29 protein-coding genes, 1 tRNA gene and 1 riboswitch are annotated in these 26,145 nt (G+C 69.8%); of the genes, 11 read left to right on the forward strand and 19 right to left on the reverse strand.

Features of this window, described 5'->3' with window-relative positions; genetic code table 11:
• Positions 1 to 56 precede the first annotated feature (56 nt).
• The gene (locus ACLIN4_RS13270; RefSeq protein WP_381941471.1) at positions 57 to 2,483 is read left to right on the forward strand and encodes a transglycosylase domain-containing protein; all 2,427 of its coding nucleotides are present in this window, start codon (positions 57 to 59) and stop codon (positions 2,481 to 2,483) included.
• Positions 2,484 to 2,495: 12 nt separating this feature from the next.
• On the opposite strand, the gene ACLIN4_RS13275 is transcribed toward ACLIN4_RS13270, so the two are convergent.
• The 3 genes from ACLIN4_RS13275 to ACLIN4_RS13285 form a co-directional block, all read right to left on the reverse strand.
• Positions 2,496 to 2,816: a DMT family transporter gene (locus ACLIN4_RS13275; RefSeq protein ID WP_019325643.1), complete on the reverse strand. Its 321-nt coding sequence runs from the start codon at positions 2,814 to 2,816 to the stop codon at positions 2,496 to 2,498.
• Between the two features lie 32 nt (positions 2,817 to 2,848).
• Positions 2,849 to 2,914: riboswitch (guanidine-III (ykkC-III) riboswitch) on the reverse strand.
• Positions 2,915 to 2,973: 59 nt separating this feature from the next.
• On the reverse strand, positions 2,974 to 3,276 hold the full coding sequence (locus ACLIN4_RS13280) for a GroES family chaperonin (protein ID WP_167307483.1): 303 nt from the start codon (positions 3,274 to 3,276) through the stop codon (positions 2,974 to 2,976).
• 75 nt (positions 3,277 to 3,351) lie between these two features.
• Positions 3,352 to 3,684, reverse strand: a complete 333-nt coding sequence (locus tag ACLIN4_RS13285; RefSeq protein WP_100049663.1) for a DUF3618 domain-containing protein — start codon at positions 3,682 to 3,684, stop codon at positions 3,352 to 3,354.
• A 92-nt stretch (positions 3,685 to 3,776) separates the two neighbouring features.
• Between ACLIN4_RS13285 and bcp the strand changes: the two genes are divergently transcribed.
• The 4 genes from bcp to ACLIN4_RS13305 all read left to right on the forward strand — a co-directional run bounded on the left by bcp (position 3,777) and on the right by ACLIN4_RS13305 (position 5,780).
• Positions 3,777 to 4,244 carry a thioredoxin-dependent thiol peroxidase gene (bcp, locus tag ACLIN4_RS13290; protein WP_019325646.1) on the forward strand — a complete coding sequence of 156 codons (468 nt, stop codon included), beginning with the start codon at positions 3,777 to 3,779 and terminating at the stop codon, positions 4,242 to 4,244.
• A 134-nt stretch (positions 4,245 to 4,378) separates the two neighbouring features.
• Positions 4,379 to 5,023, forward strand: coding sequence for an HNH endonuclease signature motif containing protein (locus ACLIN4_RS13295; RefSeq protein WP_107479393.1), 645 nt, complete (start codon positions 4,379 to 4,381; stop codon positions 5,021 to 5,023).
• Positions 5,020 to 5,685, forward strand: a complete 666-nt coding sequence (locus ACLIN4_RS13300; RefSeq protein WP_107479392.1) for an HNH endonuclease signature motif containing protein — start codon at positions 5,020 to 5,022, stop codon at positions 5,683 to 5,685. The genes ACLIN4_RS13295 and ACLIN4_RS13300 overlap by 4 nt, the downstream gene beginning before the upstream one ends.
• 12 nt (positions 5,686 to 5,697) lie before the next feature.
• Positions 5,698 to 5,780: transfer RNA gene (locus ACLIN4_RS13305), tRNA-Leu, on the forward strand.
• A gap of 39 nt (positions 5,781 to 5,819) precedes the next feature.
• Here ACLIN4_RS13305 and rdgB read toward each other — a convergent pair.
• The 4 genes from rdgB to ACLIN4_RS13325 all read right to left on the reverse strand — a co-directional run bounded on the left by rdgB (position 5,820) and on the right by ACLIN4_RS13325 (position 8,184).
• On the reverse strand, positions 5,820 to 6,422 hold the full coding sequence (gene rdgB, locus ACLIN4_RS13310; RefSeq protein ID WP_269956436.1) for an RdgB/HAM1 family non-canonical purine NTP pyrophosphatase: 603 nt from the start codon (positions 6,420 to 6,422) through the stop codon (positions 5,820 to 5,822).
• A 46-nt stretch (positions 6,423 to 6,468) separates the two neighbouring features.
• Positions 6,469 to 6,876 carry a hypothetical protein gene (locus ACLIN4_RS13315; RefSeq protein ID WP_100049667.1) on the reverse strand — a complete coding sequence of 136 codons (408 nt, stop codon included), beginning with the start codon at positions 6,874 to 6,876 and terminating at the stop codon, positions 6,469 to 6,471.
• A gap of 180 nt (positions 6,877 to 7,056) precedes the next feature.
• Complete coding sequence (rph, locus tag ACLIN4_RS13320) at positions 7,057 to 7,797, reverse strand: ribonuclease PH (RefSeq protein ID WP_100049668.1); 741 nt, start codon at positions 7,795 to 7,797, stop codon at positions 7,057 to 7,059.
• Positions 7,798 to 7,950: 153 nt separating this feature from the next.
• Positions 7,951 to 8,184 carry a glucose PTS transporter subunit EIIB gene (locus ACLIN4_RS13325; RefSeq protein WP_007388582.1) on the reverse strand — a complete coding sequence of 78 codons (234 nt, stop codon included), beginning with the start codon at positions 8,182 to 8,184 and terminating at the stop codon, positions 7,951 to 7,953.
• Between the two features lie 158 nt (positions 8,185 to 8,342).
• Between ACLIN4_RS13325 and ACLIN4_RS13330 the strand changes: the two genes are divergently transcribed.
• Positions 8,343 to 9,638, forward strand: a complete 1,296-nt coding sequence (locus ACLIN4_RS13330) for a PTS transporter subunit EIIC (RefSeq protein WP_289903983.1) — start codon at positions 8,343 to 8,345, stop codon at positions 9,636 to 9,638.
• Between the two features lie 273 nt (positions 9,639 to 9,911).
• On the forward strand, positions 9,912 to 11,162 hold the full coding sequence (locus ACLIN4_RS13335; protein WP_107479390.1) for a PTS transporter subunit EIIC: 1,251 nt from the start codon (positions 9,912 to 9,914) through the stop codon (positions 11,160 to 11,162).
• Positions 11,163 to 11,239: 77 nt separating this feature from the next.
• Here ACLIN4_RS13335 and ACLIN4_RS13340 read toward each other — a convergent pair whose 3' ends face one another.
• A complete protein-coding gene (locus tag ACLIN4_RS13340) occupies positions 11,240 to 11,992 on the reverse strand; it encodes an MBL fold metallo-hydrolase (RefSeq protein WP_289903058.1) in 753 nt (250 codons plus the stop codon).
• Between the two features lie 204 nt (positions 11,993 to 12,196).
• On the opposite strand from ACLIN4_RS13340, the gene ACLIN4_RS13345 reads away from it, so the two are divergent.
• The gene (locus ACLIN4_RS13345; protein WP_219176656.1) at positions 12,197 to 12,661 is read left to right on the forward strand and encodes a type II toxin-antitoxin system PemK/MazF family toxin; all 465 of its coding nucleotides are present in this window, start codon (positions 12,197 to 12,199) and stop codon (positions 12,659 to 12,661) included.
• Positions 12,662 to 12,668: 7 nt separating this feature from the next.
• Here ACLIN4_RS13345 and ACLIN4_RS13350 read toward each other — a convergent pair whose 3' ends face one another.
• The 7 genes from ACLIN4_RS13350 to clpS all read right to left on the reverse strand — a co-directional run bounded on the left by ACLIN4_RS13350 (position 12,669) and on the right by clpS (position 17,565).
• Positions 12,669 to 13,619 (reverse strand): PLP-dependent cysteine synthase family protein, encoded by a 951-nt coding sequence (locus ACLIN4_RS13350; protein WP_100049236.1) that lies wholly within the window; start codon positions 13,617 to 13,619, stop codon positions 12,669 to 12,671.
• A 6-nt stretch (positions 13,620 to 13,625) separates the two neighbouring features.
• Positions 13,626 to 13,913: a MoaD/ThiS family protein gene (locus tag ACLIN4_RS13355; RefSeq protein ID WP_100049235.1), complete on the reverse strand. Its 288-nt coding sequence runs from the start codon at positions 13,911 to 13,913 to the stop codon at positions 13,626 to 13,628.
• A 101-nt stretch (positions 13,914 to 14,014) separates the two neighbouring features.
• Complete coding sequence (locus tag ACLIN4_RS13360; protein WP_310873142.1) at positions 14,015 to 14,110, reverse strand: putative leader peptide; 96 nt, start codon at positions 14,108 to 14,110, stop codon at positions 14,015 to 14,017.
• Between the two features lie 101 nt (positions 14,111 to 14,211).
• On the reverse strand, positions 14,212 to 14,634 hold the full coding sequence (locus tag ACLIN4_RS13365; RefSeq protein WP_100049234.1) for a Mov34/MPN/PAD-1 family protein: 423 nt from the start codon (positions 14,632 to 14,634) through the stop codon (positions 14,212 to 14,214).
• Between the two features lie 145 nt (positions 14,635 to 14,779).
• Entirely contained in the window at positions 14,780 to 16,207 is a 1,428-nt protein-coding gene (locus ACLIN4_RS13370; RefSeq protein ID WP_289903056.1) for an amino acid permease, read from the reverse strand.
• A gap of 390 nt (positions 16,208 to 16,597) precedes the next feature.
• The gene (locus ACLIN4_RS13375; RefSeq protein WP_100049232.1) at positions 16,598 to 17,206 is read right to left on the reverse strand and encodes a DUF2017 domain-containing protein; all 609 of its coding nucleotides are present in this window, start codon (positions 17,204 to 17,206) and stop codon (positions 16,598 to 16,600) included.
• Positions 17,207 to 17,247: 41 nt separating this feature from the next.
• The gene (gene clpS / locus ACLIN4_RS13380) at positions 17,248 to 17,565 is read right to left on the reverse strand and encodes an ATP-dependent Clp protease adapter ClpS (RefSeq protein WP_043372525.1); all 318 of its coding nucleotides are present in this window, start codon (positions 17,563 to 17,565) and stop codon (positions 17,248 to 17,250) included.
• Positions 17,566 to 17,663: 98 nt separating this feature from the next.
• Between clpS and ACLIN4_RS13385 the strand changes: the two genes are divergently transcribed.
• Together ACLIN4_RS13385 and ACLIN4_RS13390 are read left to right on the forward strand one after the other, a co-directional pair.
• Complete coding sequence (locus tag ACLIN4_RS13385; RefSeq protein WP_289903055.1) at positions 17,664 to 19,010, forward strand: nicotinate phosphoribosyltransferase; 1,347 nt, start codon at positions 17,664 to 17,666, stop codon at positions 19,008 to 19,010.
• Positions 19,011 to 19,112: 102 nt separating this feature from the next.
• The gene (locus ACLIN4_RS13390; protein WP_019325662.1) at positions 19,113 to 19,700 is read left to right on the forward strand and encodes a nicotinamidase; all 588 of its coding nucleotides are present in this window, start codon (positions 19,113 to 19,115) and stop codon (positions 19,698 to 19,700) included.
• A gap of 16 nt (positions 19,701 to 19,716) precedes the next feature.
• Here the strand turns inward: ACLIN4_RS13390 and ACLIN4_RS13395 are convergent, their stop codons facing one another.
• Complete coding sequence (locus tag ACLIN4_RS13395) at positions 19,717 to 20,058, reverse strand: hypothetical protein (RefSeq protein ID WP_043372516.1); 342 nt, start codon at positions 20,056 to 20,058, stop codon at positions 19,717 to 19,719.
• Positions 20,059 to 20,203: 145 nt separating this feature from the next.
• Positions 20,204 to 22,552, reverse strand: a complete 2,349-nt coding sequence (locus tag ACLIN4_RS13400) for an immune inhibitor A domain-containing protein (protein ID WP_411575812.1) — start codon at positions 22,550 to 22,552, stop codon at positions 20,204 to 20,206.
• A 415-nt stretch (positions 22,553 to 22,967) separates the two neighbouring features.
• On the opposite strand from ACLIN4_RS13400, the gene ACLIN4_RS13405 reads away from it, so the two are divergent.
• A complete protein-coding gene (locus ACLIN4_RS13405; protein WP_179342703.1) occupies positions 22,968 to 23,255 on the forward strand; it encodes a hypothetical protein in 288 nt (95 codons plus the stop codon).
• 51 nt (positions 23,256 to 23,306) lie between these two features.
• Here the strand turns inward: ACLIN4_RS13405 and ACLIN4_RS13410 are convergent, their stop codons facing one another.
• Together ACLIN4_RS13410 and ACLIN4_RS13415 are read right to left on the reverse strand one after the other, a co-directional pair.
• On the reverse strand, positions 23,307 to 24,065 hold the full coding sequence (locus ACLIN4_RS13410) for an RDD family protein (RefSeq protein WP_411575813.1): 759 nt from the start codon (positions 24,063 to 24,065) through the stop codon (positions 23,307 to 23,309).
• 244 nt (positions 24,066 to 24,309) lie between these two features.
• The gene (locus ACLIN4_RS13415; RefSeq protein WP_290012880.1) at positions 24,310 to 25,941 is read right to left on the reverse strand and encodes an RDD family protein; all 1,632 of its coding nucleotides are present in this window, start codon (positions 25,939 to 25,941) and stop codon (positions 24,310 to 24,312) included.
• Positions 25,942 to 26,145: the final 204 nt, after the last annotated feature.

Consider the following 26,145-nt stretch of genomic DNA (forward strand, 5'->3'; position numbering starts at 1 on the left):
GCGAAAAACGTACGATGCGAAAACCGTACGACGTGAAACAGGAGTCCGTGCACGAGATGAGCGACGAGCCGCAGCCGCAGCCGCAGACCCCGGGCTGGGCGTCCAGAGAGTCACTGGCGGCCGGCGACCCACAGGCCGCGGGCCCCGAGGGCTCGGCCAAGCAGAAGAAGCCGAAGCGGCCCAAGCGGACCGGATGGCGCCGGCTGATCCCCACCTGGCGCATGGTGCTCAGCACCTTCGTCGTCGGCGTCCTGCTGCTGATCGGCGGCTTCTTCCTCGGCTACTCCCTGGTCAAGATCCCGGCCGCCAACGCCCTCGCCACCGAACAGGCCAACGTCTACCTGTACGCCGACGGCAGCGTCATCGCCCGCGACGGCGAAGTCAACCGGGAGAGCGTCGGCCTCGCCCGCATCTCCAAGGACGCCCAGCACGCCGTCCTGGCCGCCGAGGACCGCGACTTCTACACCGAGTCCGCCATCGACCCCGGGGCCATGATCCGCGCCGGCTGGAACACCGCCACCGGCAAGGGCAAGCAGTCCGGCTCCACCATCACCCAGCAGTACGTCAAGAACTACTACCTCGCCCAGGAACAGACCATCACCCGCAAGGTGAAGGAGTTCTTCATCTCGATCAAGCTCGACCGAGAGAAGAGCAAGGACGAGATCCTCGAGGGCTACCTCAACACCAGCTTCTTCGGCCGCGGCGCCTACGGCATCCAGGCCGCCGCCCAGGCCTACTACGGCATCGACGCCAAGGACCTCACCGCCGGCCAGGGCGCCTACCTCGCCTCCCTGCTCAACGCGCCCAGCCAGTACGACGTCATCGCCCACCCCGAGAACCGGCCCGCAGCCGAGTCCCGCTGGAACTACGTCCTCGACGGCATGGTCAAGAAGGGCTGGCTCGACCGGTCCGAACGCGCCGCCCAGAAGTTCCCCGTGCCCAAGCAGTCCACGATCTCCACCGGCATGTCCGGACAACGCGGCTACATCGTCAACATCGTCAAGGAATACCTGATCAGCAACGAGATCGTCGGCGAGGAGGAACTCGACCGCGGCGGCTACCGCATCACCACCACCCTCCAGAAGGACAAGCAGGACGCCTTCGTCAAGGCCGTCGACGACAAGCTCATGTCCCAGCTGGACAAGAAGGAACGCAAGGTCGACACCTACGTCCGCGCCGGCGGCGCCTCCGTCGACCCCAAGACCGGCAAGGTCGTCGCCATGTACAACGGCATCGACTACGTCAAGCAGTACACACCCAACGCCACCCGCCGCGACTTCCAGGTCGGCTCCACCTTCAAGCCGTTCGTGTTCACCTCCGCCGTCGAGAACCACTCCGAGACGCAGGACGGCCGCACCATCAACCCGAACACGATCTACGACGGCACCAGCGAACGCCCCGTCCAGGGCTGGAGCGGCGGACGCTACGCCCCCGAGAACGAGGACCACCACGACTACGGCGACGTCACCGTCCGCGAGGCCACCGACAAGTCCGTGAACGCCGTGTACGCCCAGATGGCCGTCGACGTCGGCTCCGACAAGGTCATGCAGACCGCGATCGACCTCGGCCTCTCCAAGAACACCCCCGAGCTGACACCCTCCCCCTCCATCGCCCTCGGCGTGGCCACCGCCAGCCCCCTCGACATGGCCGAGGCGTACGCCACCCTCGCCAACCACGGCAGGCACGGCACGTACACACTCGTCGAGAAGGTCATGAAGGACGGCAAGCACGAGGTCGACCTGCCCGAACGGCGCGAACACCAGGCCGTCAGCCGCGAGGCCGCCGACACCACCACCTCCGTCCTGCGCAGCGTCGTCCAGAACGGCACCGCCACCGCCGCCCAGGCGGCCGGCCGCCCCGCCGCCGGCAAGACCGGCACCGCCGAGGAGGACACCGCCGCCTGGTTCGCCGGCTACACCCCCGAGCTCGCCACCGTCGTCGCGGTCATGGGCCAGGACCCGGAAACGGCCGCCCACAAGTCGCTCTACGGAGCGATGGGCCTGCCCCGCATCAACGGCGGCGGCGCCCCCGCCGAGATCTGGGGCCAGTACACCCGCGACGCCCTCGAGGGCGAACCCGTCACCGACTTCGACCTCCAGCTCCAGACCGGCGCCGACGTCACCGCCGCCCCGTCCGCCGACTCCTCCGACGGAACGGGCAGCGGCGACGAGAGCGGCACCGGCGCCCCGGACGACGAGTCGAGCGGCGACGAGGAGACCGGCGGCGAGACCCCGGGCGGATCGGCCAGCACCCCGCCGGGCGACACCTCCGGCGGAGGCACCGGCGACACCTCCACCGGCGGCCCCACCACGGGCGGCCCCAGCACCGAGCCCGGCCCCACCGGCGGCGGCGACGGAGGCGGGGACGACTCCTCGAACGGCGGCACCACCGAGGGCGGAGAGGGCGACACGACCGGCGCGGGCGGCGGCGACCCCGACACCGGGACGATCGCCGGTCTCCCCTCCGACTCCCGCCGCCCCTGACGGACCCGGGGCTCAGTGACCGGAGGTCGCCTTCAGCCCCACCACCGCCACCAGCAGCAGACAGATGAAGAAGATCCGGGCGGCGGTCGCCGGCTCCCCCAGCACCACCATGCCGAGCACCGCCGCACCGGCCGCGCCGATACCCACCCACACGCCGTAAGCGGTACCGATGGGCAGCGTCCGCGCCGCGTACGACAGCAGCATCATGCTCGCGACGATCCCGGCACCGGTGAACACACTCGGCCACAGCCGCGTGAAACCGTCGGTGTACTTCATCCCGATCGACCAGCCGACCTCGAGCAGACCGGCGACGACGAGCAGAACCCACGCCATGACAGGCACCTCCGTGAAACGAACTGAACGGTGGTGCGTCGTCTTTTCCTTCACCCGGTACGGCGCGTCTCGTCGGGTGCTTCCCAAGGTAGCAAAGACAGGGAAAAGGGGCTGGTGACCTTGATCACCAGCCCCTGAAGCCCGTTACGGCCCCGATTCAGAGATACAGCCCGGTGGAGTCCTCCGACCCCTCGAACCGGTCCGCGGCCACGGCATGCAGATCACGCTCACGCATCAGCACGTAACCCACACCCCGCACCTCGACCTCCGCCCGGTCCTCCGGGTCGTACAGAACCCGGTCGCCCGGCTCCACGGTCCGCACGTTCTGCCCCACCGCGACGACCTCGGCCCAGGCCAGCCGCTTGCCGACGGCAGCCGTCGCGGGAATCAGGATGCCGCCCCCCGAACGCCGCTCGCCCTCACCGGTGTCCTGCCGCACGAGTACACGGTCGTGCAGCATCCGGATCGGCAGCTTGTCGTCCTGCGGGTGCTCGTTTCTCTTGGCGCTCACGCCCTGAAACCTACCTGTCCCCGCTCAGCGCCTGCGCCGCCGGGTACCGCCCAGGGCCAGCAGCCCCACCACCCCGACCACGACCAGCGCGACGGGCACGACCCGCTCCATCCGCGGCGCGCCCTCCTCGTCCACGAACTGCGACTTCACATCGCTGACCACACGATTGACCCCGACGTACGCCCGTCCGAGGGTGTGGTCGACGCTGGAAGCGACCTTCGCCTTCGCATCGTCCATGATCGTCTTCGGATGCACCCGCATCCCGATCTCGTCGAGCGTCTCGGCCAGCACCTCGCGGCGGCGCTTGATGTCCGCCTCGATCTGCGCCGGGGTTCTGATGTCCGACGTGTCCGCCACCGTACGCCTCCGAAGTCTTCCGACACTGTCCCGGACAGTCTGTCAGCTACTCGCTCCGCCGCACTGTCAGGACCCCCCGTTACGCTGGATCGATGAGCGAGCGACTCCAGCCCGGGGACCCTGCCCCCGCCTTCACCCTCCCGGACGCCGACGGCAACGAGGTGTCCCTCTCGGACCACAAGGGCCGCAAGGTCATCGTCTACTTCTACCCTGCGGCGCTTACCCCCGGCTGCACGAAGCAGGCGTGCGACTTCACGGACAACCTGGAGCTGCTGGCCGGCGCCGGGTACGACGTCATCGGCATCTCCCCCGACAAGCCGGAGAAGCTGGCCAAGTTCCGCGACACGGAGTCCCTGAAGGTCACCCTCCTCGCCGACCCGGACAAGAAGGTCCTCGACGCGTACGGCGCCTTCGGCGAGAAGAAGAACTACGGCAAGACCTACATGGGCGTCATCCGCTCCACCATCGTGGTGGACGAGGAGGGCAAGGTCGAACGGGCCCTGTACAACGTCCGGGCCACGGGCCACGTAGCCAAGATCATCAAGGACCTGGGCATCTGAGTTCCCCTTTCGGCGGGGCCCGTACCGGAGCTTTCCGGTACGGGCCCTTCCGCATTCCGTGCGTGACCGTCCGATAAACGGTTCGTTACTCCGTACGAGGCTGCGAACGGGTGGCCGGGGACGGAGGGGAATCGATGGGGGCGAGCGTGTACAGCCGGGAGCGGCTGGAGGAGGCGGCTCGGGGGGCGCGGACGTTGTCGGAGGCGTTGGTGCGGTTGGGGGTGGATCCGAAGGGCTCGACGCGACGGTATGTGCTGGAGCGGATGAAGAAGCTAGGAGTGGATGTATCCCACTTCCAACGCGAGGGAGTGAAGTGGACCAGAGAGATCCTTCAGGAAGCCGTGTCGGCCTCCACCAACATGTGTGAGGTGCTGCGGCATCTCGGGCTTGAAGTGGTCGGCGGACACCACACGCACATCAGCCGCCGGATCAAGGCATACGACATCGACATCTCGCACTTTCGGATGCCGACCCGGAAGGGCAAGGCCCGGCGCCCCCGGACGCCGGAAGGGGTGCTCGTCGCGCAGCTGCCCTCCCAGGCCCGGCGTATTCCGAGCGACCGCCTCAAGTGGGCCATGAAGACCACGGGCACGCCGGAGCAGTGCGCCCTCTGCGGCACTGGAACCGTCTGGCGAGGGTGCCCACTCCCTCTGGAGGTCGATCACATCGATGGCAACTGGCGGGACAACCGCATTGAGAACCTCCGCTTCCTCTGCCCCAACTGCCACTCGACGACTGACAATTACCGGGGACGGGGTAAAGGGCGTACCCACGCATGAGCAACGGAGTGCGCTACACCCGCGATCGACTCACAGAAGCCGCCGCGCAGTGTTCCAGCATCGACGAGGTGATCGCCTTCTTCGGCACCCAGCCGTACGGCCATCTCCGTAGGTACCTCACGAGACGGTTCACCTACTTCGGCATCGACATCTCGCATTTCGCGCCCTCCGGCAGGCTCCTCCGCCCCAGTGCCGAAGAACTGCGTGCCGCAGTCGCCGATTCCGTCTCGATCGCTGAACTACTTCGCCGACTGGGACGCCCGGACGGGGGCGCCCAGCGCGCCCTGTTGCGTGAGTGGCTCGCCGAAGAGAGCATCTCGACGGCTCACTTCCTTGGCCAAGCGCACCAACGGGGCGGGGTGGGCACGACGCCGCTGAAGCGTCCTGAGGAGATCCTGGTCAAACACGACGGCAAGCGCCGGACAAAGACCGTCTTGCTGCGCCGGGCGCTTCGCGAAATCGGCGTGGCGGAGCAGTGTGCAGAGTGTGGCACCGGCCCCGAATGGCTCGGCAAGCCGATGACACTGGAAGTCGACCACATCGACGGTGACTGGAGCAATGACCGGCCTGCGAACCTGAGGCTGCTCTGCCCGAACTGCCACGCCTCCACGGACACCTGGTGCCGCGGAGGCCGCGGTAGGCAAGTGGCTGACGACCGGTAGCATGGCCGCAATGCGGCCGTTGCTGAATGGTATAAGCAGAGGTTTTAGGTGCCTCGGGGCATTTGCCCATGTGGGTTCGACTCCCATCGGCCGCACCCACGGTGAGGGCCGCCCATGTGGGCGGCCCTCACGCCTCAACCCAAAAGCTCCCGCACCACCGGCACCAGTGCCCTGAACGCCTTGCCGCGGTGGCTGATCGCGTTCTTCTCGTCCGCCGTGAGTTCCGCGCACGTCCTCGTCTCGCCCTCCGGCTGGAGGATCGGGTCGTAGCCGAAGCCGCCCGTGCCGGCGGGCTCGTGGCGGAGGGTGCCTCGGAGCTGGCCCTCGACGACTCGTTCCGTGCCGTCGGGCAGGGCCAGCGCCGCCGCGCAGGCGAAGTACGCGCCGCGGTGTTCGTCGGCGATGTCGCCGATCTGGGCGAGGAGGAGGTCGAGGTTGGCCTTGTCGTCGCCGTGGCGGCCGGCCCAGCGGGCGGAGAAGATGCCGGGGGCGCCGTTGAGGACATCGACGCAGAGGCCGGAGTCGTCGGCGACGGCGGGCAGGCCGGTGGCCTGTGCGAGGGCGTGGGCCTTGAGGAGGGCGTTCTCGGCGAAGGTGACGCCGGTCTCCTTGACGTCGGGGATCTCCGGGTAGGCGTCCGCGCCGACGAGGTCGTGGGGCAGGCCCGCGTCGGCGAGGATGGCCCTGAGTTCGGTGATCTTTCCGGCGTTGCGGGTGGCGAGGATGAGGCGGGTCATGGGGTCCAGTATTCCGGACCCCTGAGTCCGTCCCGCCGGCCCGTCCCTACGGCGTGCAGACCTTGGTCAGTTCGCCGGCCGCGTCGGTGACGGGGCTGAGGTCGGGGGTGTTGTCGCCGTTCTCGACGGAGGTGCGGACGTTGTCGACGGCCTTGCCGAGGTCTTCGACGGCCTTGTCGACGTCGGCGTTGTCGGTCTGGTCGCCGATCTTGTCGAGGTTCTTGTCTATGGAGTTGAGGGATTCCTCGAGTTGCGTCGGGTCGTTGGACGCGTTCTCCACGGCTTGCTGGAGGGCGGTGACGCTGTCGGCGATGGCGTCGGCGGTCTGGACGCAGTCGAGTGCCTTGTCGACGGCGTCGCAGCCGGTGGTGAACCCGGCCGTCAGGGCGAAGGTCGCCACGGCTGCGGCGGTGACGGTGGTGCGGCGAAGGCTGCGGTGGCGGCTCGCGGCCATGGGTCTCGGTCCTCCCCTTGGGACAGGGCCGGGCGGCCCGTGTGCGGTCGGTGCGGCGGCGGGCGTACAACCGGCTTCGGCTGTACGCCCGTGGAACTGCTGTGCTGCCGCTCGTACTGCTAGTGACGCCGTGGTGGGCGGTCGAGTTGCGTGTCCCGGCCGCCTTTCTTGGCGTGCTCTTTACTTTTCGAGGACGGTATCAAGTGCCTTGCGCTGGAGTTCGGCGAGTTCCGTGCAGCCGGCGGCGGCGAGGTCGAGGAGGGTGTTGAGTTCGTCGCGGTCGAAGGGTGCGGCTTCGGCGGTGCCCTGGACCTCGACGAAGCGGCCGTCGCCGGTGCAGACGACGTTCATGTCGGTGTCGGCGCGGACGTCTTCCTCGTAGCGGAGGTCGAGGAGGGGGGTGCCGTCGACGATGCCGACGGAGACGGCGGAGACGGTGCCGGTGAGGGGCTTGCGGCTGGGCTTGATCAGTTTCTTGGTGTGCTGGGCCCAGGTGATGGCGTCGGCGAGGGCGACGTAGGCGCCGGTGATGGCGGCGGTGCGGGTGCCGCCGTCGGCCTGGAGGACGTCGCAGTCGAGGACGATGGTGTTCTCGCCGAGTGCCTTGTAGTCGATGACGGCGCGCAGGGAGCGGCCGATGAGGCGGCTGATCTCGTGGGTGCGGCCGCCGATGCGGCCCTTGACGGATTCGCGGTCGCCGCGGGTGTTGGTGGCTCGGGGGAGCATGGCGTATTCGGCGGTGACCCAGCCTTCGCCACTGCCCTTGCGCCAGCGGGGGACGCCTTCGGTGACGGAGGCGTTGCAGAGGACTTTGGTGTCGCCGAAGGAGACGAGGACGGAGCCTTCGGCGTGCTTGCTCCAGCCGCGTTCGATGGTGACGGGGCGGAGTTGCTGGGGGGTGCGGCCGTCGATGCGTGACATGCGGGTGAGCCTAGCGGGGCATGGGGAGGGGCCCTTCCCGTGGTGTGTGGCGGGAGGGCCCCTGGGGGGCGCCTTTCGGCGCCCGGTGCGCTCGGGGGCGCTGTGCGCGTCAGGCAGCGCGGTGCGCTCGGGAGCGCGATGTGCGCGGGGCGCTTACATCATGTCTTCGATTTCGGCGGCGATGGGGTCGGCGTCGGTGCCGATGACGACCTGGATGGCGGTGCCCATCTTGACGACGCCGTGGGCGCCGGCGGCCTTGAGGGCGGCTTCGTTGACCAGGTCGGGGTCGTTGACCTCGGTGCGGAGGCGGGTGATGCAGCCTTCGATCTCGTCGATGTTGTCGATGCCGCCGAGGCCGGCGACGATCTTCTCAGCCTTGCTGGCCATGTTCTTTCTCCCTGATCCGAGCCGCTTTGTGGCAGTAACCCACAGTTGGCCCATCTTCGCGAGCCATCGTGGGGTCTGTATCGAATGATGGCGTCACGGCGGCGGAGCCGTCTGTCAACTGGTCTACACCAGTGTACCGGCGACCGGATGGAGACCGGATGAGTGCCGACAGCGCGGTCAGCCCTGCTCGTGCCCGTTGGAACAAGGCGTTCCAGGGCTTGCAGAAGATGGGGCGCAGTCTGCAGTTGCCCATCGCGGTCCTGCCCGCGGCGGGCATTCTCAATCGTCTGGGGCAGCCGGACGTCTTCGGTGACGACGGTCTGGGGTGGACGAACGTCTCGAAGGTGATGACGGGGGCGGGCGGTGCGCTGCTGGACGGTTCGCTGGGGCTGCCGCTGCTGTTCTGCGTGGGTGTGGCCATCGGGATGGCGAAGAAGGCGGACGGTTCGACGGCGCTGGCGGCGGTGGCGGGGTTCCTCGTCTACTGGAACGTGCTGCGGCAGTTCCCGGAGGACTGTCCGGAGGGGTCCGAGGCGGTTCCGCAGGTCGGTTGTCAGCTGACGGACGGTTCGGGGACGGTGACGGCGTTCACATACCAGAATCCGGGGGTGTTCGGCGGCATCGTGATGGGGTTGCTGGCGGCGTACTTCTGGCAGCGGTTCCACCGTACGAAGCTGGTGGACTGGCTCGGGTTCTTCAACGGGCGCCGGCTGGTGCCGATCATCATGGCGTTCGTGGCGATCGCGTTCGCGGCGTTGTGCCTGTGGGTGTGGCCGCCGATCGGTGACGCGCTGGAGAGTTTCAGCGACTGGCTGACGGGGCTGGGCGCGTGGGGTGCGGGCGTGTTCGGGCTGGCGAACCGGGCGTTGCTGGTGATCGGTCTGCATCAGTTCCTGAACGTGCCGATGTGGTTCCAGTTCGGTTCGTACACGAAGCCGGACGGCACGGTGGTGCACGGTGACATCAACATGTTCCTGGCGGGTGATCCGGACGCGGGTCAGTTCACCTCGGGCTTCTTCCCGATCATGATGTTCGCGCTGCCCGCCGCCGCGCTGGCGATCACGCACTGCGCGAAGCCGCACCGCCGCAAGGAGGTGGGCGGTCTGATGCTGTCGGTGGCGCTGACGTCGTTCGTGACGGGGATCACGGAGCCGCTGGAGTACTCGTTCCTCTTCATCGCTCCGGTGCTGTACGCGGTGCACGCGGTGCTGACGGGTGCGTCGATGGCGGTGACGTGGGCGCTGGGCGTGAAGGACGGGTTCAGCTTCTCGGCGGGGCTGATCGACTACGTCATCAACTGGAACCTGGCGACGAGGCCGTGGCTGATCATTCCGATCGGGTTGTGCTTCGCGGTCGTCTATTACGCGGTGTTCCGGTTCGCGATCACGAAGTTCGACCTGAAGACGCCGGGGCGGGAGCCGGAGGACGAGGTGGAGGACGTCACGAAGGTGTAGACCTCACCTACCCTCACGTACCCTTTGACCGTGGTCTCGCGAAGGCCCCCGGAGCGACCGGCCGGGGGCCTTCGGCACGCCCTCGCGGGGTGTTCGGCGGACCCCTCCCCGGGGGTCTCGTCGGGGCTCCAGGGCGGGGTCCGCGCGGGGTCTCCAACCGGTACTGCGCGTAGCGTCCCGGTCGCGGAATCGCGGGTTCCTTACGCCGCCTTCATCGTGCTAAAACAGGTCTACACCACTGAGTGGTGTAGACCACCACCCGATGGAGGAAGTATGAGCACCGCCACCGACAAGGCGGCCCCCGCAAAGAAGCGGGGATCTGGTCTTTTCCAGGGTCTGCAGAAGGTCGGCCGCAGCCTGCAGCTCCCGATCGCCGTGCTGCCGGCGGCGGGCATCATGGTCCGGCTCGGCCAGGACGACATCTTCGGCAAGGACGGCCTCGGCTGGGACAAGGTCGCCGCCGTCTTCAACAACGCGGGCGGGGCTCTGACCGGTTCGCTGCCGATCCTGTTCTGCATAGGCGTGGCCATCGGCTTCGCCAAGAAGGCGGACGGTTCGACCGCGCTGGCCGCGGTGGTCGGCTTCCTGGTCTACAGCAAGGTCCTGGAGGCCTTCCCGGTCACCGAGGCGGTGGTCCAGGACGGGGCGGATGTCGCGGCCACGTACAACGACCCGGGCGTGCTCGGCGGCATCATCATGGGTCTGCTCGCCGCCGTGCTGTGGCAGCGGTTCCACCGCACCAAGCTGGTGGACTGGCTCGGCTTCTTCAACGGCCGGCGCCTGGTGCCGATCATCATGGCCTTCGTCGGCATCGTGGTCGGTGTCTTCTTCGGTCTGGTCTGGGAGCCCATCGGTGAGGGCATCTCGAACTTCGGTGAGTGGATGACCGGCCTGGGCGCCGGTGGTGCGGCCCTGTTCGGCGGTGTGAACCGTGCGCTGATCCCGGTCGGCATGCACCAGTTCGTGAACACGGTGGCGTGGTTCCAGCTGGGTGACTTCACGGACGCGGCCGGTCAGGTCTGGCACGGCGACATCCCGCGCTTCCTGCACGGCGACCCCTCCGCGGGCATGTACCAGTCCGGCTTCTTCCCGATCATGATGTTCGGTCTGCCGGCCGCCGCGCTGGCGATGGCGCACGCCGCCCGCCCGGAGCGCCGCAAGGCCGTCCTCGGCATGATGGTCTCGCTCGCGCTGACCTCGTTCGTCACCGGTGTGACCGAGCCGATCGAGTTCTCCTTCATGTTCATCGCGCCTCTCCTGTACGTCATCCACGCGGTGCTCACCGCGGCCTCGATGGCGATCACCTGGGGACTGGGCGTCCATGACGGCTTCAACTTCTCGGCGGGCTTCATCGACTACGCGCTGAACTGGAGTCTGGCCACCAAGCCATGGATGATCATTCCGATCGGTCTGGTCTTCGCGGTCATCTACTACGTGGTCTTCCGCTTCGCGATCGTCAAGTTCGATCTGAAGACCCCGGGCCGCGAGCCCGAGGAGGAGATCGAGGACCTCACGAAGGCGTGAGTCTCCGCCCCACGGCATGACGAAGGGCCCCCGGACCGTCAGCGGTTCGGGGGCCCTTCGTCATGCCGATGCCGGGCTCAGATCTCGTACGTCACCCCCGCCGCCGCCACCTCCACCGGTCCGGCGTACGCCTCGCGCGCGTCGGCGAGGTTGACCCGGGGGTCGGTCCACGGCGGGATGTGGGTGAGGACCAGGCGCCGGGCGGCGGCGCGGGTGGCGGTCTCGCCCGCCTCGCGGCCGTTGAGGTGCAGGTCGGGGATGTTCTCCTTGCCGTGCGTGAAGGCAGCCTCGCACAGGAACAGGTCGCTGTCGCGGGCGAGTTCGTCCAGTGCGGCGGTGACGCCCGTGTCCCCGGAGTAGGTCAGCGACCGGCCGCCGTGCTCGACGCGGATGCCGTAGGCCTCCACGGGGTGGGCGACGCGGTCGGTGTGCACGGTGAACGGGCCGATCTCGAAGGTGCCCGGCTTGACCGTGTGGAAGTCGAAGACCTCGCTCATGGAGGAGGCCGAGGGGGTGTCGGCGTAGGCGGTGGTGAGCCGGTGCTCGGTGCCCTCGGGTCCGAAGACCGGGAGGGGGGCGCAGCGGCCGCCGTCGTGCCGGTAGTAGCGCGCCACGAAGTAGGCGCACATGTCGATGCAGTGGTCGGCGTGCAGGTGGCTGAGGAAGATCGCGTCGAGGTCGTAGAGACCGCAGTGGCGCTGCAGCTCGCCCAGGGCGCCGTTGCCCATGTCGAGGAGCAGCCGGAAGCCGTCGGCCTCGACGAGGTAGCTCGAGCAGGCCGATTCCGCGGACGGGAACGACCCCGAGCAGCCGACGACGGTGAGCTTCATGAAGCAGAAACCTCCGCTGGCGCGTGTGGAGAGACGGGGGTCGTGCGGTTTGTCGAGCGTAAGGCGCAAAACCTTTGGTCGCTCCTCCGCCAGGGGCCGTTGTGGGCGAACTCACCTGTGGTGTCACCGGTTCGGCTGGACCCGGGGCGCGCGGGGCCGTGGAGGGGGCGCGCGGGGGACGTGTACGCCGGTACCGTCGTCGGTATGGACACGTCGTGGTGGCTCGCCTTCGCGGCGGCGGTGCTGCTCGCGCTCGTCGCCGTGGTCGTCGACGGGTGGGGGCGGGGGCGGCGGCCGCCGCGGCCGGGTGGCAGCCGGCGTCCGCCCGGGCGGCCCACCGGGCCACGGGGGCGGGCGCCCCGGCCGCGGCCGGCGGAGATCTGGTGGGCGAACGTGCCGTACGAGGACGCGCCGGGTGCGAAGGACCGGCCGTGTCTGGTGATCTCGGTGCACGGGCGGCGGGCGCTGGTCGCGAAGATCACCAGCCGGTACCGGGAGGAGCGGGCCGGGGTGATCACGCTGCCGCCGGGCTCGGTCGGGGACGCGCGGGGGCGGACGAGCTTCCTGGAGACGGACGAGCTGCGCCAGGTGCCGGTGCGGGACTTCCGGCGCCGGGTGGGCGAGGTGGACCCGGCCCTGTGGGACCAGGTCCGTCACCTCGCCCGGTGAACGGCGTTCAGGCCCAGAGCTGGCCCTGGAGGGTGTCGATGGCCTCTTCGGTGGTGGCCGCGGTGTAGACGCCGGTGGAGAGGTACTTCCAGCCGCCGTCGGCGACGACGAACACGATGTCGGCGCTCTCGCCGGCCTTCACGGCCTTCTTCCCGACGCCGATGGCGGCGTGCAGGGCGGCGCCGGTGGAGACGCCCGCGAAGATGCCCTCCTGCTGGAGGAGTTCCCGGGTGCGGGTCACGGCGTCCGCCGAGCCGACCGAGAAGCGGGTGGTGAGGACGGAGGCGTCGTACAGCTCGGGTACGAAGCCCTCGTCGAGGTTGCGCAGGCCGTAGACCAGGTCGTCGTAGCGCGGTTCGGCGGCGACGATCTTCACGTCGGGCTTGTGCTCGCGCAGGTAGCGGCCGACGCCCATCAGCGTCCCCGTCGTGCCCAGGCCGGCGACGAAGTGGGTGACCGAGGGCAGGTCGGCGAGGATCTCGGGGCCGGTGCCGGCGTAGTGGGCGCCGGCGTTGTCCGGGTTGCCGTACTGGTAGAGCATCACCCAGTCCGGGTGCTCGGCGGAGAGTTCCTTGGCGACCCGTACGGCGGTGTTGGAGCCGCCCGCGGCCGGGGAGGAGATGATCTCCGCGCCCCACATGGCGAGCAGGTCGCGGCGCTCCTGGGAGGTGTTCTCCGGCATCACGCAGACGATGCGGTAGCCCTTGAGCTTGGCGGCCATGGCGAGCGAGATGCCGGTGTTGCCGCTGGTCGGCTCCAGGATCGTGCAGCCCTTGGTGAGGCGGCCGTCCTTCTCCGCCTGCTCGATCATGTGGAGCGCGGGGCGGTCCTTGATCGAGCCGGTGGGGTTGCGGTCCTCCAGCTTGGCCCAGATGCGGACGTCGTCGGACGGCGAGAGCCGCGGCAGGCGCACCAGGGGGGTGTTGCCCACCGCGGCCAGCGGGGAGTCGTAACGCATCGGCTATCAGGCCATACCGCCGGCGACGGCCGGCAGGATCGTGATGCTGTCGCCGTCGGACAGCTTGGTGTCGATGCCGTCGAGGAAGCGGACGTCCTCGTCGTTCAGGTAGACGTTGACGAAGCGGCGCAGCTGGTCGCCGTTCGCCTTGTCGATGAGTCGGTCCTGAATGCCCGCGTGCCGGGTCTCGAGGTCGGCGAAGAGCTTGGCGAGGGTGTCCCCGGAGCCCTCCACCGCCTTCTGACCGTCGGTGTACTGGCGGAGGATGGTCGGGATGCGGACCTCGATGGCCATGGCTGAGGGCTCCTGTCGGAAGGTGTCGTGGGTTCGGTGAGGCGCGCGGCGGCACGCGGCAGCCCGCCGCGGCCTCACGGCCGTACGGCGGCAGCGGAAGATCAACAGATGGCGCTGTTCAGCCTGCACAGGTCGACGTGCAGCCGCGCCACGAGCAGCGTGCCCGGCGCCTTTTCGCTCACGTCGAGAAGAACCATGGGCTCATCGTATCGATTCCCGGTCCGGCTCCCGGAGTGTGATCTCACTTCTTGGACGCCTCTCGTCCGCGATGCGATATGGGCGGAGATCGGGCGGAGATTCAGTACGCGTCCACGACCTTGACCTCCTCCTCCGTGACCTCTCCGTCCAGGATGCGGAACGAGCGGAACTGGAAGTCTCCGGCGTCGTCGGTGTCGGCCGTGGACACCAGGACGTAGTGGGCGCCGGGCTCGTTGGCGTAGGTGATGTCGGTGCGGGAGGGGTAGGCCTCGGTGGCCGTGTGGGAGTGGTAGATGACCACGGGTTCCTCGTCGCGGTCGTCCATCTCGCGGTAGAGCTTGAGCAGGTCCTGCGAGTCGAACTCGTAGAAGGTGGGCGAGCGGGCGGCGTTCAGCATCGGGATGAACCGCTCGGGGCGGCCCTCGCCCACGGGACCGGCCACCACGCCGCACGCCTCGTCGGGGTGGTCCTCGCGCGCGTGGGCGACGATCTGGTCGTACAGGGCCTGGGTGATGGTCAGCATGCGGCCCAGGATAAGCAGAAGGGCCACCCCGTACCGGTGGGTGGTACGGGGCGGCCCACATGCTGGACGTCCTGAGCGGCGGCCGGTGGGGACGCCACGAGCGTCCCCGGTGACCGGACGTCCCGGGTGCGCGAGAACGCGCAGGTCAGACGATTTTCTCCAGGTCCGGCTCGCCGCGGCGCTCGGTGACCTCGGGGTTGCGGCTCTTGAGCACGGCCCAGCCGATACCGAGGGCGGCGGCCCAGCCGGCCATCACGTACAGGCAGACGCGGGCGTCGGCGTCGTAGGCGATGAGGCAGGTGACGAAGAGGAGGAAGGCGATCGCGATGTAGGAGCACACCGAGCCGCCCGGTGCCGGGAAGGAGGAGGCGGGCAGGCGGCCCGCGACGACCTTGCGGCGGTACATGACATGGCTGATCAGGATCATCAGCCAGGTCCAGATGCCGGCGGCGGTGGCGATGGAGGTGACGTAGCCGAAGGCCTTCTCCGGGACGATGTAGTTCAGGACCACGCCGATGCCCATGAAGACGACCGAGACGCCGATGCCGATGGCCGGGGTCTTGGTCGACGACAGCCGGTTGAAGATCCTCGGGGCCTCGCCGTTGTCCGCGAGGGTGCGCAGCATGCGGCCCGTGGAGTACATGCCGGAGTTGCAGGACGACAGGGCGGCGGTGAGCACGACGAAGTTGACGATTCCGGCGCCTGCCGGGATGCCGATGACCGCGAAGGCCTTCACGAAGGGGCTGACGCCCTCGGCGAACTCGGTCCACTTGACCACGGCCAGGATGACGGTGAGGGCGCCGACGTAGAAGAGGGCGATGCGCCAGGGCAGGGTGTTGATCGCCTTGGGGAGGGTCTTCTCCGGGTTCTCCGACTCGCCGGCCGTGACGCCGACCAGCTCGACGGCGAGGTAGGCGAACATGACGCCCTGGAGGGTCATCAGGGACGAGCCGATGCCCTTGGGGAAGAAGCCGTCGAACTCCCACAGGTTGGAGACGGCGGCGGTGTCGCCGGCCTGGCTGAAGCCCAGGGTGAGCACGCCGATGCCGATCACGATCATGCCGATGATGGCGGTGACCTTGACCATGGAGAACCAGAACTCGATCTCGCCGAAGAGCTTCACCGAGATCAGGTTGGCGACGAAGAGGAGGACCAGGAAGACGAGGGCGGACACCCATTGCGGGATGTCCGGGAACCAGTAGTGGATGTAGATGGCGGCGGCGGTGAGTTCCGCCATGCCGGTGACCACCCACATCAGCCAGTACGTCCAGCCGGTGAAGTATCCGAAGAAGGGGCCGAGGAACTCCCGCGAGTACTCGGCGAAGGAGCCGGAGACGGGGCGGTAGAGCAGGAGCTCGCCGAGGGCCCGCATGATGAAGAAGATGATCACGCCCGCGAGGGCGTACATGAGGATGATGCTGGGCCCGGCCTTGGCGATGTTGGCCCCGGCGCCGAGGAAGAGGCCGACGCCGATGGCGCCGCCGATCGCGATCATCTGGACCTGGCGGCTGTTGAGGCCGCGCTCGTAGCCCTCTTCCGGTGCTTTGTCCGTGTCGACCTGCGCAGAGGTCATGTGTGGTGCGCCTTTCTCCATGCCGAACCGGGCCTTTCGTCGGCCTCGGATCGGGTCTCGATCCCCCCGGATGATGGAGTCGAGCGGGCCTCACGTCCCGCTCTCTGCCTGGCCGGCGGTCCGCCGGCTCGGTGGCGCACCCGGCCGAACATTCGGGTGGTGTTCGCCGGGCGGTCGTGAAGATTTACCACGACCGCGGCGCCGATCACAGAGGCGCTCTGTGATGTGTCGCACAGGCAGAAGCGGACAAAAGGCGCCCCTGGGGTGCAAACAGGGGCGCCGGTTTGACGGGATCGTTATCCGGATTTGAGGATCCGCTGAGCGGACACGGAGGGTAACCGGAATGGCCGGTTCAAGGCTTGGCCGTCCGGCCCGGAGCAGTCGTCCGGCTCAGGCCATGAGGGTCGCGACGAGCGACTCCTGGAGCCCGCCGAGCCACAGGTACGCCATCACCATCGGCTTGCGCGGGTCCTCGTCGGGGAGCCGGTAGAGCAGGTCGGTGTCGTCCTCGTCGGTGATCTCCAGCCGGGAGCCGATCGCCAGCCGCAGGTCGTTCAGGGCGCGCAGCCACTGCTGGGACTCCTCCGGCGACAACTTCAGCACCGCCCCGGCCTCGCCCGCCGACGCCGAGGAGAGGGCGTCCAGGGTGCGGATCACCGCGAGGGCGTTCTCCCGCTTGCCGGCCCGCAGGTCGTTCTCGGTGTAGCGGCGGAACTCGGCGGAGTACGCCCGCTGCTCCTCGGCCTCGGCGGCCTGCGGGGCGCCCTCGGGGTCGCCGTAGGCGTCCGGGAACAGGCGCCGCAGCACCGGGTCGGAGGGCGGTTCGCTCGGGCCCTCGGCGAAGAGCTCGGCGAGCGGGTCGTCGGAGGCGTCCTCCGCGGGGCCGGGGCCGATCAGCTCCAGGAGCTGCACGGCCAGGGACCGGATGATGGAGATCTCGACGTCGTCGAGGGCGACGGCCGCGCCGCCGCCGGGGAGCGGTTCGAACTGTCCTGGCATGGAGGTGATTCAGCTACTTCCGTCCTGCGGGCGGGCGTGGGTCATTTCCGGTCCTGCTGGAGGGTGGCCCACAGACCGTAGCCGTGCATGGCCTGGACGTCCCGCTCCATCTCCTCGCGCGAGCCGCTGGAGACCACCGCCCGGCCCTTGTGGTGGACGTCGAGCATGAGCTTGGTGGCCTTGTCCTTCGAGTAGCCGAAGTAGGACTGGAAGACGTACGTCACGTAGCTCATGAGGTTGACGGGGTCGTTGTGCACGATCGTCACCCAGGGCACGTCTGGCTCGGGTACGGCGAAGACCTCCTCCGCCGACTCGGTCTTCTCGATCTCCATGGGTGCGGCTGCCGTCACATGGCCCATGCTGCCACCACAGGGGGGCACCCGCACAAACGGGCCTGTGGCGGGCGCCACGGAACCACAAATCGTCAGACTGACGAAATGGGGGTACGATCCGTCGTATGAACACAGCGGACCTTGGGCTGCCGGTGGACGTCCCCTCGACGGCGCTCTTCACGGACCAGTACGAGCTGACGATGCTGCGGGCCGCCCTGAAGGCGGGCACGGCCGGGCGGCGGAGCGTGTTCGAGGTCTTCACCCGGCGGCTGCCGGACGGGCGGCGCTACGGCGTCGTGGCGGGCACCGGGCGGGTGCTGGACGCGGTGGAGAACTTCCGCTTCGACGCGGGCGTCCTGCGCTTCCTGCGCGAGCGGGACATCGTCGACGAGGAGACCCTGGACTGGCTCGCCGAGTACCGCTTCACCGGCGACATCTGGGGCTACCCCGAGGGGGAGGTGTACTTCCCGGGTTCGCCGATCATGCGGGTGGAGGGGACCTTCGGTGAGTGCGTGCTGCTGGAGACGGTGATCCTCTCCATCCTCAACCACGACTCGGCGATCGCGGCCGCCGCCTCCCGGATGGCCTCGGCCGCCGGGGACCGCCCGCTGATCGAGATGGGTGCCCGCCGCACCCACGAGCTGGCCGCCGTCGCCGCCGCCCGCTCCGCCTACGTCGGCGGCTTCGCGACCACCTCGGACCTGGCCGCCGGCTTCCGCTACAACATCCCCACCGTCGGAACCTCCGCCCACGCCTTCACCCTGCTCCACGACCACGAGCGCGACGCCTTCCAGGCCCAGGTGAACGCGCTGGGCCGGGACACCACGCTCCTCGTGGACACCTACGACGTCGCCGAGGCCGTCCGCACCGCCGTGGAGGTCGCCGGGCCCGAGCTGGGAGCCGTGCGCATCGACTCCGGCGACCTGCTGCTGGTCGCCCACCGGGTGCGCCAGCAGCTCGACGAGCTGGGCGCCACGGACACGAAGATCGTCGTGACCTCGGACCTGGACGAGTACGCCATCGCCTCGCTGGCGGCGGCCCCCGTGGACGCGTACGGGGTCGGTACCCAGCTGGTGACCGGCTCCGGGCACCCGACGGCCTCGATGGTCTACAAGCTGGTCGCCCGCGCGGAGTCCGGTGCGGACGGGGCGCCGCTGGTGCCGGTGGCGAAGAAGTCCAGCGGCGGCAAGACCTCGATCGGCGGCCGCAAGTGGGCCGCCCGGCGACTGGACTCCGCCGGCTACGCCGAGGCCGAGGTGGTCGGCACCGGGCCGGTGCCCGACGATCTCGCCGACCGGCAGCTCCTGGTCGAGCTGGTCAAGGGCGGCGAGGTGGTCGCCCGGGAGCCGCTGGACGCCGCCCGGGACCGGCACGCGGCCGCCCGCGCCAACCTCCCGCTGTCCGCGACCCAGCTCTCCCGAGGGGAACCCGTCATTCCGACGGAGTACCTGCACGGGGGCTCGGGTAGCTAAAGCTGGTGCGGTCCGACCGGCGCCGCACCACCCACCGATCCGTCCCCACCGCGCAATCTCCGTCCCTCCTACCCCAGCCGACCCAGCCGAAGGACACCGACCATGCGCCGCGCCCTGATCGTCGTAGACGTGCAGAACGATTTCTGCGAGGGAGGCAGCCTTGCGGTGACCGGCGGTGCCGACGTGGCCGCCGCCATCACCGAGCTGATCGGGCAGGCGCCCGCCGGCTACCGCCACGTCGTGGCCACCCGCGACCACCACATCGCGCCGGGCGGCCACTTCGCCGACAACCCCGACTACGTCCACTCCTGGCCGGCGCACTGCGTGGCCGGCACGGAGGGCGTCGGCTTCCACCCGAACTTCGCCCCCGCCGTCGCCTCCGGCGCGATAGACGCCGTCTTCGACAAGGGGGCGTACTCGGCGGCCTACAGCGGCTTCGAGGGCACCGACGAGAACGGCACGACGCTCGCCGACTGGCTGCGCGCCCGCGAGGTCGACGAGGTCGATGTGGTGGGCATCGCCACCGACCACTGCGTGCGGGCCACCGCCCTGGACGCGGCCCGCGAGGGCTTCCGCACGCAGGTGCTGCTCGACCTGACCGCCGGGGTGGCCCCCGAGACCACCGAGCGGGCGGTGGAGGAGCTGCGGGAGGCGGGCGTGGAGCTGTCCGGGAAGCCGGTCGTCCAGTAGCGCCCGCCGGACCGCGCTACGCCTGCGGCGCCGGGCGTCTCAGGAGCGCCCGGATCGGGTGCCACAGCTCCTGGACGAGCTCCGGGCCGCCCGTGACGCCGGCCACCGGGGCGGTGCGCCATATGAGGCCGTCGGGGTGGTGCAGGACCGCGGTGATCTCGTCCGGGGTCGGCGGGGCGGCGTTGCCCCGCAGGTAGACCGCCCGCAGCCCCAGGTTGCGCAGCCTGGTCAGGGCGCGCGCCCGGTTGTGGGCGTGGACGAGTACGCGCACGCTGCCGCCCGGCGTGGCGGGGCTGGGCAGGTTGAGTGCCACCACCACCGTGCCGTTCGGCAGCTTGCTGAAGCCTCCTGCGGCCATGCGGTCATACCCCCGTGTCAGCCGGTGCCGGTCCGCTTCTCGGACCAGGTGTCAATAAGAGAACCACAGGACGCACCTAAACACGGATCGGCGGCGACCCGCCAGGGGTCACCGCCGATCACGCTCTGACCTGCGAAGATGCTACTTACCTACCCGCGGGGCCGACCTCCAGCTCGATCGTCGAGCCGTTCCTGGCCTCCTTGAGGATCTTGATCTTCGTGTTGGTGTCAGTGATCTTGACACCGCCGGTCGGGTTCGACTCGTCGTAGTAGTCGCTCGTCCGGTCGTTGAAGACCGAGACGCCCTTCGAGCCCGGGAAGTACTTCGCGACGTCCGCCTTGTGCAGCGTGATGGCGTCCGTGCGGTAGAGGCTGAACGGCGAGTCGTACGCCTGGACGCGGTTGCGCAGCAGGGTGCCGTCCTTCCACTTCATCGCGGTCGGGTGCGAGTCGACCGGCAGGACCAGGCCGGTGCCCGGGTGCTGGCTGGTGTTGTTGTCCGCCTGGGAGGTGTCCCACTTCCAGATCAGCAGGCCGTTCTGGTACGCGTAGTGCTCCACCCAGTTCGGGCGGTCTGTGAAGCCGAAGTTGTACGGGCCGGTCTTCAGCGTCTTGTCGTACGACACGTACTGCCGGTTCTCGGCGATGTAGTACTGGGCGTAGTCCTTGGTGAAGGACGCGCCGACGCGGGAGAAGCCGGTGGCCGTCCAGGCGGCGTCCGCGCTCTCGGCGTTGTCGGTGAACAGCGCCTCGCCGTCCGCGGTGACCTTGATCGAGTCGGCCGTGAAGCCCTTCTGGGCCACGCCGCCGTCGGTCTGGTAGCGGAAGCGGAGGTCGATCTTCTGGCCGGCGTAGGCGCCGAGGTCGTACGCGAACTTCGTGTACGCGTCGAGCGTGCCGTGCAGGGCCGGCTTGTCGGCGGCGTCGCGCGGGATCGGCTGACCGTCCACCGTGCCGTCGATCGCGGTCCAGTTGGCGCCGCCGTCGGTGGAGACCTCGGTGTAGAGGTAGTCGTAGTTGGCCTCGATGTCGTACCAGCCGTCGAAGGTCAGCTCGGCCGCCGACTTGCCGGTCAGGTCGACCGAACGGCTCAGCGTGTTCTTGAGGTTGTCACCGCTGCCGCTCCACCACTGGGTCTCGCCCTCGGCGGGGGTGGTGATCTCGGTGGTGACCGCCTTCTTGGGCAGCTCGACGACCAGGGCCTGCTTGTGCTTGGTGTTGTACTCGGAGACGCCCAGCTTGTGCCAGGAGTTGACGCCCGCCTTGGCGGTGTCGTAGTTCAGCCAGCCCAGCTGGAGCTTGTCCCAGGCGGTCATGTCGCCGGGCAGGTCGCCGATCTCGTTGCGGCCGGTGCCGAGCCAGGAGCCGGACGACATCAGCGTCCAGAAGCCGGTGGAGTTCTCGCCGCCGGCGGTGTCGTAGTGGTCCGGCAGGCCGAGGTCGTGGCCGTACTCGTGGGCGTAGACGCCGAGTCCGCCGTTCTCCGGCTGGATGGTGTAGTCGCCGACCCAGACGCCGGTGGAGCCGATCTGCGCGCCGCCGAGCTTGTTGTCGCCCGGGCCGGTGGCGCCGGCGTCGGTGCCGAAGGCGTACCAGCGGTGGGCCCAGATCGCGTCGGTGCCCTGGGCGCCGCCGCCGGCGGACTCGTCCTCACCGGCGTGCACGATCTGGAAGTGGTCGATGTAGCCGTCGGGCTCGTTGAAGTCGCCGTCGCCGTCGAAGTCGTAGCGGTCCCACTCGTCGAAGCGGGCCACGTCGGCCTTGATCTGGGCGTCGGTGCGGCCGGCCGCCTTCTGCTGCTCGACCCAGGCGTTCAGGCCGTCGCTGACGACGTTCCACACGCTCGGGCAGTTGGTGTCGCCGCAGGCGTTGTTGCCGTAGCGGGCCTCGTTGTAGGGGACCTTGACCCAGTCGGAGACCTCGCCCTCGACCGAGTAGCGGCCGGAGGACTGCTTCTCGTAGTACGTCTTGACCGAGTCGACGCCCTTGCCGGAGCCGAAGTACAGGTCCTGGAAGTGCTGCTGGTCGTAGTCCTCCTTCCAGGCCGTGGAGTTGTCGGTCTTGCGGTCCGGCTTGGCTATCTGGTTGTGCAGCGGGCCCGGGTCGCCGCCGTAGCGGCTGTCCACCTTGTCACCGAACTCGACCAGGATGGTGAAGATCTTGTCGGTCTTCTCCCGGCCGAGCTCGACGTACTTGGCGTCGCCCTTCTTGCTCTTGAGCTGGACGACGTTGGAGCCGTCCTTCTTCTTCACCGACGCCTGGCCGGAGATGACCTGCTTCAGGGCCTCCTCGCGCTGGGCCGCCTGAGTGTCGCTCAGCGGACCCTTGAGGTCATGCGAGTGCATGTCCTTCGCGGGGTGCGGGTCGTGGTGGTCCACGGCCTCCGGCTTGGCGGGCGAGTCCGCCTGCGCGACGCCCGCCGAGAGCGTGGCGGTGGCGGCGGCGAGGGCGACGGTGGTCGCCGCCGCTCTGAACGTCCAAGATCTATTGGTCACTTGCGTTCCTCCCCCGCGTGCACGCGCGCGGATGGGGGGACAAGGACAGAGCAGAGTCCGCGCACACGTGATCAACGCGTGTAGTCAAGTGACGACATTTGACTAGAGGTTCACCGGAAAAGACAGACCTTGACTTGAGCAGAACAAGTGCACTATGCGGAGTCGGCGTTCGCTTTGCGGACGCGGCGGTGTGACGGCCGCCACCTCCGCGGGCGCGCGGTACCGTCCGCTCCCCGGACGCCATGAATCCGTGCGCCCCCCGTGCATCGGCCCCGTAGGTAAGGGCGGGCTTACCACTGTTTCCCCCCGGGCACACAGCGGGTTAGAGTCGCTTGGCGGAACGCCCGGAAGCCGGCGGAAAGCCAGGCCGACAGCCGGTTACACCCCCAGATTGTCTTCCGAGGACACGATGGCCATGCCCCGTCCGACTGCCGCACAGTTCGCCTACGGTACGTGCACCGTGATCTTCTCGACGCTCGCCATGCTGCTGCTGTCGCAGACGAGTTCGGGCCCCGGAGTCGCTGTCATCGCCGTCGCGGCGCTCGCCCTCGGGCTGCTGGTCGCCATGACGGTCCCCCAGGCCAGGCCGACCCGCACGATGACCTCCGTGCCGACCGCGCAGCGCGCGGCGGACCGGGAGCCCGTGCCGGCCGCCCGGGTCTCCGCGGGAGCGGGCGAACCGGCCCGCGGTCGCGCCGCCTGACGTCGTCGCCTCCCGGCCGGTCGGACGATCGGCCGGTCGGTGCCCGGTTCGTCAACGGGTGCTGACCACCACCGTCTTGGCGGCCTTGTCGTGCAGGCCCTGCTTGTAGGGCCGGTCGAAGAAGCTCCAGCCGCCCGCGATGATCGTCCAGACGCAGGCGCAGCAGAAGGCGAACGGGATCCACAGCACCAGCGCCCGGATCAGGGACGTCTGCACCGACGGTGTGGCGCCGTTGTCCAGATTGCCCACGCGCAGACCGAGCCACTTCTTGCCGAGGGTCTGGCCCGTCCTCGCGGTCATGTAGGTGTCGTAGGCGATGTAGAGCACGGCGGCGATCAACGACTGCCCGAACGACTTGCCGACCGAGATGTCCTCGCCGTCCACCTGGTACTCCTGGACGTTGAACGCCCAGCTGAGCAGCCACACCACGATGCCCACGAGGATCATGTCGATGATCCGCGCGAGGGTGCGCCGGCCGCTGTCGGCCAGCGGGGGCATGCCGGCGAGGGGGTCGGTGGAATAGGGGCCGCCGCCGTAGGGGCCGCCGCCGCCTGGAGGCGGGCCACCGTAAGGGCCGCCGCCGCCCGGGGGTGGAGCGCCGTAGGGACCGCCGCCGCCCGGGGGTGGAGCACCGTAGGGACCGCCGCCGCCCGGGGGTGGAGCGCCGTAGGGACCGCCGCCGCCCGGGGGTGGAGGCGCGCTGCCGCCGTACGGCGGGGGCTCGCCGGTACTGCCGTGCGGGGGGCGCTTCCTGAACGGGTCGTCTTCCGGCGGCTGCCCGCCGGAGCCGGGGGGCGGTTCGCTGCTCATGTCCCGAGTGGACCTCGGGCTCTGTCACGGCGCATCCGGCGGGGGGCCGTCCAGGGGACGCAGGGTGCGTGGTCCGACGCGGTCGGGGCGGGGGGTGGGTGTGCGTCGGCGGGTGCGGGTGCGTTGTGGTTGCTCGCGCGGTTCCCCGCGCCCCTCTGGGGCGCGTCCGCTGCGCCTGCCTCGATCGGGGGACTGCGCGACCAGCCCCCGCTCACCCGCGCCCACCACGGAGCCGCCCGTCGAGTCAGCCCGCGACGAACGTGTTCGCCGCCTTGTCGTGCCAGCACTGGTGCCACGGGCGGTCGAACAGGCACCAGACGACGCCGACCAGGCCGACGACCAGGACGCCGGGGACGCTGTAGACCAGCCAGCGGCGCAGGGCCGCGCCGAAGGACGGGGGCTCGTGGGCCTCGATGTCCCGAACCTCCAGGCCGAGCAGCTTCTTGCCCAGGGTGCGGCCCCACTTCGCGGTGGGCAGCGCCTCGTAGACGACGCCGAACACGAGCAGGACGGCCAGCACGATGCCCAGGTACGTGGAGGTCGTGCCGTCGAGCAGCCAGACCGTGACCGTCTCGCCGGAGAGCTTGGCCTCGTCGATCTTGCCGTTGACGTGGTCGACCGCCTTGATCCCGAGCGGTACGGCGGCCACGGCGGTGACGCCCCCGAGGACGACGCTGTCGATCAGCCGGGCGGCCAGCCGTTTGCCGAGCCCGGCGGGGCGGGCCGCCGCCTGCCGTCGGGCGGCGGCCTGGAACACGTCCTCCACCGGAGGCTTCCACGGCGCGACGGGCTGTTCGCCCTCGCCGGCACCCGCGAGCCGGTGCACCTGCTGCGCCCAGGACGACTGCCCCCCGCCGGGGCCGGCCGCGACCGGGCCGGAGGCGGCGGGCTGCCGCGGCGACGCTACGGGCTGAGGAGCGGCGGCGTGGGGTGCGGCGGCCTGGTGGGGAACGGTCGGACCGGTCGGCGGCTGCGGGCCGGAAGGAGCCGTGGGCGCGGGGGCCTGAGGGGCGGCGGCGCGCGCCGCGCGCTTCCCCGCGCCGAAGCCCGGGCCTCCCGTGCCGCCCGCGCGCGGGGAGACCGCGCGGAAGGTGATCGTGCCCTCGTCCTCGGCGGTGTCGTTCGAGGGCCGGCCGACCCTGGCCCCGGGCCCTGCCGCCGGGCGCCGGAAGACGAAGGTGTTGCCCGATCCGGCCTCCGCCTCACCGCCGGACGCGGACCGGGCCGGGGTGTCCGCCCGCGAGGTACCGGCGTCGTCGTTCCGCGCGGCCCCGCCACCGCCGGCAGCCCCGCCACCGCCGGCAGCCGCGGCACCGCCGCCGGCAGCCCCGGCGGGAGCCCCGCCCGCACCGGAACCGACAGAAGCCCCGTCACCGGCACCGGAAACCCCGTCCCGAGCGCCCCCCGCGCCCGAGGGACCGGCGGATCCGTCACCGGCGTCCGCCACCGCTCCCCCGGCCGGTCCCGCCCCCTGCGCGTGCGCGACCCTCGGGTCCGTCGCCCGGGCCGGACCCGGCCACGCGACCGCGGAGCCGTGGGCGGCCGAGGCGCCGTGGGCGTCCGCGGAGCCGGACCGGTCGGAGCGGCCGGCGCCCCAGGACGCGGCCGGCTCGGGACGGCTGCCGTGCTGGGACGCGACGGCCTGCGGCGGCTCCTCGACCGGGTCCTCGTCGAAGAAGTGCGGACCGGTCTCCTCCACGGAGGGCCGCACGCCGGGCGGCGGCGCGAGCGGCTCGCCGTCCTTGGGGGCGGGCCGGCTGGTGCCCGGCACCCAGGAGGCGCCGTTCCAGTAACGGACATATCCAGGAATGGACGGGTCCGGGTAATACCCTTCGCGGGGCCTGTCTTCGCCGGGGGCCGGGGTTGGGGCGCTCATGTCCGTCGTCCCGTATCTGCTCGGGGGTTGGTTCGGGGGCTCAACATCTATCAGACGGGCGCAATCCGCACCGCCGGTCCCGCCGGACCCACCCCTTTCCGGGCAACCTCGTGCATGGACCTTCACACCCGGGACAGAGGAGAGGAAAAAAGTTCCGCGAACCCGCGTAACGCTCACGGCCCACGTCGCTCTCCCTCGTGCGGG

It is taken from the genome of Streptomyces mutabilis, assembly GCF_046628145.1.
Lineage (GTDB): Bacteria > Actinomycetota > Actinomycetes > Streptomycetales > Streptomycetaceae > Streptomyces > Streptomyces mutabilis.